Source organism: Saccharopolyspora sp. (genome assembly GCF_017434145.1).
GTDB classification, from domain to species: Bacteria; Actinomycetota; Actinomycetes; order Mycobacteriales; family Pseudonocardiaceae; genus Saccharopolyspora_C; species Saccharopolyspora_C galaxeae.
Genome location: NZ_JAFRFW010000735.1, coordinates 1 through 7,843 on the forward strand (window position 1 = coordinate 1; position 7,843 = coordinate 7,843).

At 70.5% G+C, this 7,843-nt stretch carries 9 protein-coding genes; 7 read left to right on the top strand and 2 right to left on the bottom strand.

The window, feature by feature from the left end:
* On the top strand, positions 1 to 708 hold a 708-nt coding region (locus tag IJH84_RS20040; protein ID WP_295147487.1), incomplete at its 5' end, for a D-2-hydroxyacid dehydrogenase family protein.
* 198 nt (positions 709 to 906) lie between these two features.
* Here IJH84_RS20040 and IJH84_RS20045 read toward each other — a convergent pair.
* Entirely contained in the window at positions 907 to 1,977 is a 1,071-nt protein-coding gene (locus tag IJH84_RS20045) for a 4-hydroxy-3-methylbut-2-enyl diphosphate reductase (RefSeq protein ID WP_295147490.1), read from the bottom strand.
* A gap of 253 nt (positions 1,978 to 2,230) precedes the next feature.
* Between IJH84_RS20045 and IJH84_RS20050 the strand changes: the two genes are divergently transcribed.
* From IJH84_RS20050 to IJH84_RS20075, 6 genes are all read left to right on the top strand, one after another.
* On the top strand, positions 2,231 to 2,749 hold the full coding sequence (locus IJH84_RS20050) for a lipid droplet-associated protein (RefSeq protein WP_295147492.1): 519 nt from the start codon (positions 2,231 to 2,233) through the stop codon (positions 2,747 to 2,749).
* A gap of 244 nt (positions 2,750 to 2,993) precedes the next feature.
* Positions 2,994 to 4,259: an exodeoxyribonuclease VII large subunit gene (gene xseA, locus IJH84_RS20055; RefSeq protein WP_295147494.1), complete on the top strand. Its 1,266-nt coding sequence runs from the start codon at positions 2,994 to 2,996 to the stop codon at positions 4,257 to 4,259.
* A gap of 40 nt (positions 4,260 to 4,299) precedes the next feature.
* Positions 4,300 to 4,707, top strand: a complete 408-nt coding sequence (locus tag IJH84_RS20060) for a hypothetical protein (RefSeq protein WP_200069322.1) — start codon at positions 4,300 to 4,302, stop codon at positions 4,705 to 4,707.
* Positions 4,704 to 4,967 carry an exodeoxyribonuclease VII small subunit gene (locus IJH84_RS20065; protein ID WP_200069321.1) on the top strand — a complete coding sequence of 88 codons (264 nt, stop codon included), beginning with the start codon at positions 4,704 to 4,706 and terminating at the stop codon, positions 4,965 to 4,967. Before IJH84_RS20060 ends, IJH84_RS20065 begins: the two co-directional genes overlap by 4 nt.
* A gap of 144 nt (positions 4,968 to 5,111) precedes the next feature.
* A complete protein-coding gene (gene glpX, locus IJH84_RS20070) occupies positions 5,112 to 6,149 on the top strand; it encodes a class II fructose-bisphosphatase (protein WP_200069320.1) in 1,038 nt (345 codons plus the stop codon).
* Between the two features lie 362 nt (positions 6,150 to 6,511).
* Positions 6,512 to 7,255, top strand: a complete 744-nt coding sequence (locus IJH84_RS20075; protein WP_200069319.1) for a trypsin-like serine protease — start codon at positions 6,512 to 6,514, stop codon at positions 7,253 to 7,255.
* 83 nt (positions 7,256 to 7,338) lie between these two features.
* On the opposite strand, the gene IJH84_RS20080 is transcribed toward IJH84_RS20075, so the two are convergent.
* Positions 7,339 to 7,843, bottom strand: a 505-nt coding sequence (locus IJH84_RS20080) for an NAD(P)/FAD-dependent oxidoreductase (protein WP_295147501.1), incomplete at its 5' end; no start/stop codon positions are given.

Sequence of the window (7,843 nt, forward strand, 5' to 3'; positions counted from 1 at the left end):
CGCAAGGTGGTGCTGTGTGGCACCCAGTACAGCCGCGATCCCACCGCGCCCCTGACCAGGGGCCTGATCCTGGAAGTGACCCGCGGCATCGGCCGCGAGAACGCGCGCATGCATGCCGGCGAGGCCTGGCAGACCTTTGCCGGCACCGAGATCGAGGGCAAGACGCTCGGCGTCATCGGCCTCGGCAAGCTCGGCAGCAAGGTCGCCGGCATGGCCAAGGTGTTCGGCATGAACGTGATTGCCTGGAGCCCCAACCTCACGCCGGAGACGTGCAAGGAAGCCGGCGTCGGCTACGCCGGCAAGGACGAATTGTTCGCGACATCGGACATCATCACCATCCATGTCGTGCTCAGCCCGCGCTCGCGCGGACTGGTCGGCGCCGCTGATCTCGCCCGGATGAAACCGTCGGCCTATCTCGTCAACACCGCGCGCGGGCCGATCGTCGACGAGGACGCGCTGCTCGCGGCGCTGCGCGAAAAGAAGATCGCCGGCGCCGGCATCGACGTGTTCTCGACCGAGCCGCTGCCGACAGACCACCCGCTCCGCAAGCTCGACAACGTGGTGATCACGCCGCATCTCGGCTACGCGACGCGCGAGAGCCTGCAGGCGCATTATCAGCAGATGGTCGCCTGCATCGACGCCTTCACCAAAGGCGGCGAACCGCCGCGGCGCCCGCGGCGTTCCCGGGGCGACGACTTCTTCGACTGAGCGGACTTCGCCACCGTCGGTCCGACCGGAACGGGCGGCGGATCCGGTCGCTCCCAACATCGAAGTGGCGAGGAGAACGCCGCACGCGGATTCCGGAGCGAACGCACCGGTCGAATTCGAGCCGCCCCGACACGTTCTTCCGGTGAAAGCAAAACGGCCCGCCCCCGAGAATCGGGGACGGGCCGCCAGAAGGCTCGATCAGCGCACGCCCTTGGGCGAGTCCGGGTTGTCCTTGAGGTCCTTGCGCAATTCCCGCGGCAGCGCGAAGGACACCTTCTCGTTCGCGGTGGTGACCTCCTCGACATCACCCCAGCCGCGCTCGGCGAGATGGTCGAGAACCTGCATGACCAGCACGTCCGGCACCGAAGCACCGCTGGTGACGCCGACGGTGGAGACGTCGTCGAACCAGGATTCCTCGATCTGCTCGGCGGAGTCGACCAGGTGCGCGTCGGTGGCGCCCGCCTGCATCGCGACCTCGACCAGCCGCTTGGAATTGGACGAATTCTGCGAGCCGACCACCAGGACCAGATCGCATTCCGCGGCCATCGCCTTCACCGCCACCTGCCGGTTGGAGGTGGCGTAGCAGATGTCGTCGCTCGGCGGCGCCTGCAGATCCGGGAACCGGTCCTTGATCTGGTCGACCCGCTCCATCGTCTCGTCCACGCTGAGCGTGGTCTGCGACAGCCACACGACCTTGTTCGGGTCGCGCACGTCGACCTTGTCGACGTCCTCGGGCTTGTCGACCAGCTGCACCCGGTCCGGGGCCTCGCCCGAGGTGCCCTCGACCTCCTCGTGGCCCTCGTGACCGATCAGCAGGATGTCGTAGTCGTCGCGGGCGAACCGGTTGACCTCCTTGTGCACCTTCGTCACCAGCGGGCAGGTGGCGTCGATGGTGCGCAGGTTGCGGTTCTTGGCCTCCTCGTGCACCGCGGGCGAAACGCCGTGCGCGGAGAACACGACCAGCGCGCCCTCGGGGACCTCGGAGGCCTCCTCCACGAAGATCACGCCGCGCTCTTCGAGGGTCTGCACGACGTGCTTGTTGTGCACGATCTCCTTGCGCACGTACACCGGCGGACCGTAGGTCTCCAGCGCCTTCTCGACGGTGTCGACGGCGCGGTCCACGCCGGCGCAGTAGCCGCGGGGCTTGGCCAGCAGCACCCGCTTCTGCGCAGCGGCCGAGTTCGTCGCGTCCGGCGCTGCGCCGGGTCCTGCCTGGTCAGCGTGGTCTGCCGAGTTGGCGGGCTCGGTGGCCTGCGGCGAGGTCGTCATGGTTTCAAGGGTACGGATCGTCCCGGTGAGGGTCAGCCCGGCCACCGGCTCATGGCTCCGTTGCGTGACCCACTCTCACCGGTTCGGTGAGCACGTACAGTGATCACGAGTGGACCCAACGGCTCGATTGGGCCGTCCGGATTTGCGGCCTAGTTCGATCAGACTAATCGCGGTTCGGGGCACAGGTACTGCGAGTGCAAGATTCCGCACGGGTTCGATGGCTTCTGCCGGGCGCGTGCGGCAGGCTGTGGCCATGTCGTCGTTTCCGTTGCCGATCCGGGTCGCGGCCGGGCTCGCGGCCGTCACCGTCGAAGAGGCCAAGCGCCTGCCGGGTCAGCTGCTCGGCCTGCCGGTCACCGTCGTCAGCCAGGCGTTGCAAGTGTCGATGCGGGTGCAGCAGCAGGTCACCGAACTGGCCATCAAAGGCGACGAGACGCTGTCCGCGCTGCGCGGCACCGAGCAGCAGCCGGAGTGGGCGACCTTCGACGAAGACGAACAGCCCGGTCCCGCCGGTGGCGACGCCGCAGGCGGCACGGGCGCGGCCGAGCCGGCACCGGGACCGGTCACCGACCTGGGAGAACCGTCCGCGCTCGGCGACGACCTCGCGGTGCTACCGGAGTACGACCAGATGAGCCTGCCGCAACTGCGCGGCAAGCTGCGCGGGTTCTCCGAGTCCGAGCTGGTGGTGCTGCTGGAGCACGAGCAGCAGCACGCACGGCGCCCGGATTTCGAGCGGATGCTCTCGAACCGCCTGGAACGCCTGCGGCAGTGAGCTCCGCCGCGGCAGGAAACCCCTGCACGGCAACGAGTCCCGCGGCAAGCAGCGAGCACCGGTGAGCTCCGCTGCAAGGCAGTGCGCTCCGCCGCGGCAGCGAGCAGTCCCGCCGCACAGGGCGAGTCCGCACCGCACCGAGGTTCCGCTGCGCGGCCGAAGCAACACCGCTGCCCGGCAGGAATCGCGCACGCGCGCCGTATGATCGCGCCGGTCGATGCCCGGACGCGGAGAGGAGCGCGCGGTGCCCCCGAACAATCCGACGCCGAACAATCCGGGCGCATCGAGCAGCCCCACTCCGACCAGCCCGGAGCAGCCGTGGCCGGTGCGGACCGTGGCGCGCAAGGTCGCCGACTGGATCCACCGGCTCGGCGACGTGTGGGTGGAAGGTCAGCTCACCCAGATCAAGATCCGGCAGGGCAACGCGACGGCGTTCATGGTGCTGCGCGACCCGTCCGCCGAGGTGTCGCTGAGCCTGACCTGCTCGTCGGCGCTGCTGCGCCAGCAGGATCCGCCGCTGACCGACGGCAGCCGCGTGGTGGTGCACGGCAAGTTCTCGTTCTTCCTCGGCCGCGGGACGCTGAGCCTGCGGGTCGACGAGATCCGCGCGGTCGGCGTCGGCGAGCTGCTGGCCCGCATCGAACGGCTCCGGGCGCTGCTGCGCGCCGAGGGGCTGTTCGATCCGGCGCGCAAGCGCGCACTGCCGTTCCTGCCGAACAAGATCGGCCTGGTCACCGGGCGTGCCTCTGCCGCGGAGCACGACGTGCTCAGCAACGCCGAACTGCGCTGGCCCGCGGTGCGCTTCGAGATCCGCAACGTCGCCGTGCAGGGTTCGACCGCGGTGCCGCAGATCCTCGATGCGCTGGGCGAGCTGGACCGCGACCCCGAGGTGGACGTGATCGTGCTCGCCCGCGGCGGCGGCAGCGTGGAGGACCTGCTGCCGTTCTCCGACGAGGCGCTGTGCCGGGCGGTGTCGACCTGCCGCACCCCGGTGGTCAGCGCGATCGGGCACGAACCGGACTCACCGCTGCTGGACCACGTCGCCGATGTGCGCTGCTCCACCCCCACCGGGGCGGGCAAACGCGTCGTACCGGACATGGCCGAAGAGACCCAGCGGGTGGCCCAGCTGCGCGACCGCGCCCGGCGGGCGCTACACGGATGGGTGGATCGCGAGCGCAGGCTGCTGGACTCGTTGCGCAGCCGCCCGGTGCTCGCCGACCCGCACGGACCGCTGCAGCGCAGATCAGAGCAGGTGCAGGTGGCGCGGGACCGGGCACGGCGGGCGATCACGACGGTGCTCACCGCCGAGGGGCACGCGATGGCCGCGACTCGATCACGCTTGACGACCCTCGGTCCGGCGGCCACTCTTGCTCGCGGGTACGCGGTTGTGCAGCGCGTCGATCCCGAGGGCGCGGACGGTGTCCTGCGCTCGGTCGAGGACGCGCCACCGGGAACCGAACTGCGGGTCCGAGTCGTTGACGGTGCGGTGCGCGCCGTCGTACCCGAATGACGGTGCGGCGCGCATCGTCCGGTGTGAAGGGGAGGTCGTGGTGCAGTCAGCGCAGGAACCCACGTTCCTCCCGTTGACCGTCGCGGTGACCAGCTCACCGGACCTCGGCGGCGCGGAACGGGTGCGGCGGTGCGCCCAGGAGGCCGATGCGGCCGCGGCCCACTGCTGGACTGCGCTGCTCGGCGGCTGCGACGCCGGCGAGCGCAGGACGCTGCCGGTCAAATTGCGCGCGCTGGCCGAGGCGACCTCCAGCTACGGCGGAACCAGGTGGTGGGTCGGCCGCGGCGCCGCGCACCGACGTAGGGTCACCGAAGCGCAATTGCGCATCAACGACGCGGTCCGCGAAGGCGACGGCGCCGAGTTCGCCGAGGCGTTCGTCGGCTACGACCAGGCCATCGCGACCGCCGTGGTGTCCGTGCCCGCGAAGCTGGAGAGCCCCGCCCCGTGACCAACGAGCAGCAGGACGAGCAGTTCGACCCGGTCGCCGATCACCCCGAAGTCGCCGAACTCGGCTACGAGCAGGCGCGGGACGAGCTGGCCGAGGTGGTCAAGCAGCTCGAGGCAGGTGGGCTGTCGCTCGAGGACTCGCTGGCGCTGTGGGAACGCGGCGAAGCGCTGGCCACGGTGTGCGAACGGCACCTCGCGGGCGCCCGGGAACGCGTGGAGCGCGCGCTGGCATCGGTGGAGGAGCCCGCCGAGTCCGAGTGAGCCCGGGACCATCCGGCCCGAGGCGGAGCGTGGCCTCGCCCACGTGACCCGGCCTCGGGGTGTGCGATCTGGGAAGATCCGTGAACACGAGCGCGCCTCGCCCGCGCGCCGATGCACAGCCCAGTTCGCCGACCGGGAGGCGCGATGAGCACGTCCACCACGCAGAGCCGCCACGAAGCGCCTGACCGCAACCTCGCGATGGAACTCGTGCGGGTCACCGAGGCCGCCGCGATGGCCGGCGGCCGTTGGACCGGGCGCGGCGACAAGAACTCCGGCGACGGCGCCGCCGTGGACGCGATGCGCAAGCTGATCGGCACCGTGTCGATGCGCGGCGTCGTGGTCATCGGCGAAGGCGAGAAGGACGAAGCGCCGATGCTGTTCAACGGCGAAGAGGTCGGCAACGGCAACGGCCCCGAGTGCGACGTCGCGGTGGACCCGATCGACGGCACCACGCTGCTGAGCAAGGGGATGCCGAACGCGCTGGCGGTGCTCGCGGTGGCCGAGCGCGGCGCGATGTTCGACCCCTCGGCGGTGTTCTACATGGAGAAGCTGGCGGTGGGACCGGAAGCGGCGGACGTGGTGGACATCTCCGCGCCGGTCGCCGAGAACGTCCGCCGGGTCGCCAAGGCCAAGCACATCGACGTCTCGGACGTGACGGTGTGCATCCTGGACCGGCCGCGGCACGACAAGCTGGTTTCCGAGGTGCGCGAGGCGGGCGCCCGGATCCAGTTCATCTCGGACGGCGACGTCGCGGGCGCGATCGCGGCGGCCCGCCCGGACAGCGGCGTGGACATGCTGATGGGGATCGGCGGTACGCCGGAGGGCATCATCACCGCCTCCGCGCTCAAGTGCATGGACGGCGAGATCCAGACGCGGCTGTGGCCGAAGGACGACACCGAGCGGCAGCAGGTGATCGACGCCGGGCACGACGTGGAGCGGGTGCTGACGACCTCGGACCTGGTGCGCGGGGACAACGTGTTCTTCTGCGCCACCGGGATCACCGACGGGGCGCTGCTGAAGGGCGTGCACTACCGCGCGAACCGGTGCAGCACGCAGTCGATCGTGATGCGGTCGAAGTCCGGCACGGTGCGGGTGATCGAGGGTTCGCACCGGCTGGCGAAGCTGCGCGAGTACTCCAACGTCGACCTGGACGGCCAGGACACCGGCCGGCACGGCGCCTGACCGCGATCCTCCCCGGAGCGAACGGACCGCTCCCGATCCGTTCGGACCGAAGTTCCGTTCGCTCCGGCGAGATCGCCGAGTGAACGGCCTGTTGGACCAATCTATTGGGACGAACGGTCCGTTCGCTCGGGCCGGGTTCGGGCGCGGGTTTTTACCGGTATTTTCCGAATTCGGTGCGTTTGAAGCCGTGAGCTGCGACGTTGCCGCGGGTACGCGGCACACCTGCGTTGGGGTCAGCGCAGCCCCACCGAAAGTCGGTGCCTCGAACTGGTGGAGATCCTTACCGTCGGTGATCATTCCGGCTGTTCCGGGCCGGGACGGCACTCCCGGCCGCGGCCGGGCCGACGGAAGGACCTCACCTCATGCGCATCCGCCCCCTGCTGACCGGAGCGCTCGCCGTGGGCGCCGCTGCGGCGATGGCCTCGCCCGCCGCAGCAGCCGACGACCCGGCGCCGCTGATCGTCGGCGGGCACGACGCCGCCGAGCCCTACTCGTTCATGATCTCCCTGCAGAACGGCGGCTCGCACAGCTGCGGCGCCTCGCTGATCAAGCCGGACTGGGCGGTCACCGCCGCGCACTGCGTCGAGGGCGGCCAGCCCGACCAGTTCCAGGTGCGGGTGGGCAGCCTGCAGCACGCCAGCGGCGGCGAAGAGGCGGGCGTCAGCGAGATCAACGTCCACCCGTCCGCGGACATCGCGGTGTTCAAGCTGGACAAGGCGGTTTCGGCGGCGCCGATCCCGATCGCGGCCGAGTCCGGCGCGACCGGCACCGAGACCCGCATCATCGGCTGGGGCCAGACCAGCCCGGCGCCCGGCGGTGAAGCACCGGCCAACCTGCAGGAACTGGACACCTCGATCGTCGACGACGGCGAGTGCAGCGGCATCACCGGCGAGTCCGAGATCTGCACGTCGAACCCGGGCGGCGACTCCGGCGCCTGCTACGGCGACTCCGGCGGGCCGCAGATCAAGGGCACCCCCGGCAACTGGGAGCTGATCGGCGCGACCAGCCGCGCGGGCAACAACGACTCGAACTGCGCCACCGGACCGTCGATCTACACCGACGTCTCGGCGCTGTCCGACTGGGTCGAGCAGAACACCGGCGCCTGACATCTGGAAAAGGGTTCGGCGAACGAACCCCACCGACGCGGCCGCCCTCCTCCGGGGGAGGGCGGCCGTTTCCATTCCCGGGGTCAGCCCTTGTTCGAGGAGTGCCCGGGGAAGAGGTGCGCGGCGGGGTCGAGCTCCACGGCGATGTTGTTGACCGCGGTGGCGGCCTCGCCGAACCCGGTCGCGATGAGCTTGACCTTGCCCGGGTAGCTCGCCACGTCCCCGGCGGCGTAGATCTTCTCCCGGTTGGTGCGCATGGTGGTGTCCACCTTGATGCTGCGCTTGTCCAGGTCGAGCCCCCACTGCTCGATCGGCCCCAGATCGGCGGTGAACCCGAGCGCGGCGACGACCGTCTGCGCGGGCAGCACCCGCCGCTGCTCCCCCACCTCGATCTCGACCTCGTGCACCCCGTTCTCGTCGCCGCGCACCTCGGCGACCTGCGCCTCGGTGATCAGCGGAACGCCGAGGTCTTCGACCTTGCGCACCAGCCCGGCCTGCGCGCGGAACTTCGCGCGGCGGTGCACCAGCACCACGCTGCGGGCGATCGGGTGCAGCGCCAGCGCCCAGTCGAACGCCGAGTCGCCGCCG

What these genes read in the sequence shown, in the direction of transcription:
- IJH84_RS20045 (WP_295147490.1), bottom strand. Translation starts at nt 1,977, where the DNA reads ATGACGACCTCGCCGCAGGCCACCGAGCCCGCCAACTCGGCAGACCAC.
- IJH84_RS20075 (WP_200069319.1), top strand. Translation starts at nt 6,512, where the DNA reads ATGCGCATCCGCCCCCTGCTGACCGGAGCGCTCGCCGTGGGCGCCGCT.
- IJH84_RS20050 (WP_295147492.1), top strand. Translation starts at nt 2,231, where the DNA reads ATGTCGTCGTTTCCGTTGCCGATCCGGGTCGCGGCCGGGCTCGCGGCC.
- glpX (WP_200069320.1), top strand. Translation starts at nt 5,112, where the DNA reads ATGAGCACGTCCACCACGCAGAGCCGCCACGAAGCGCCTGACCGCAAC.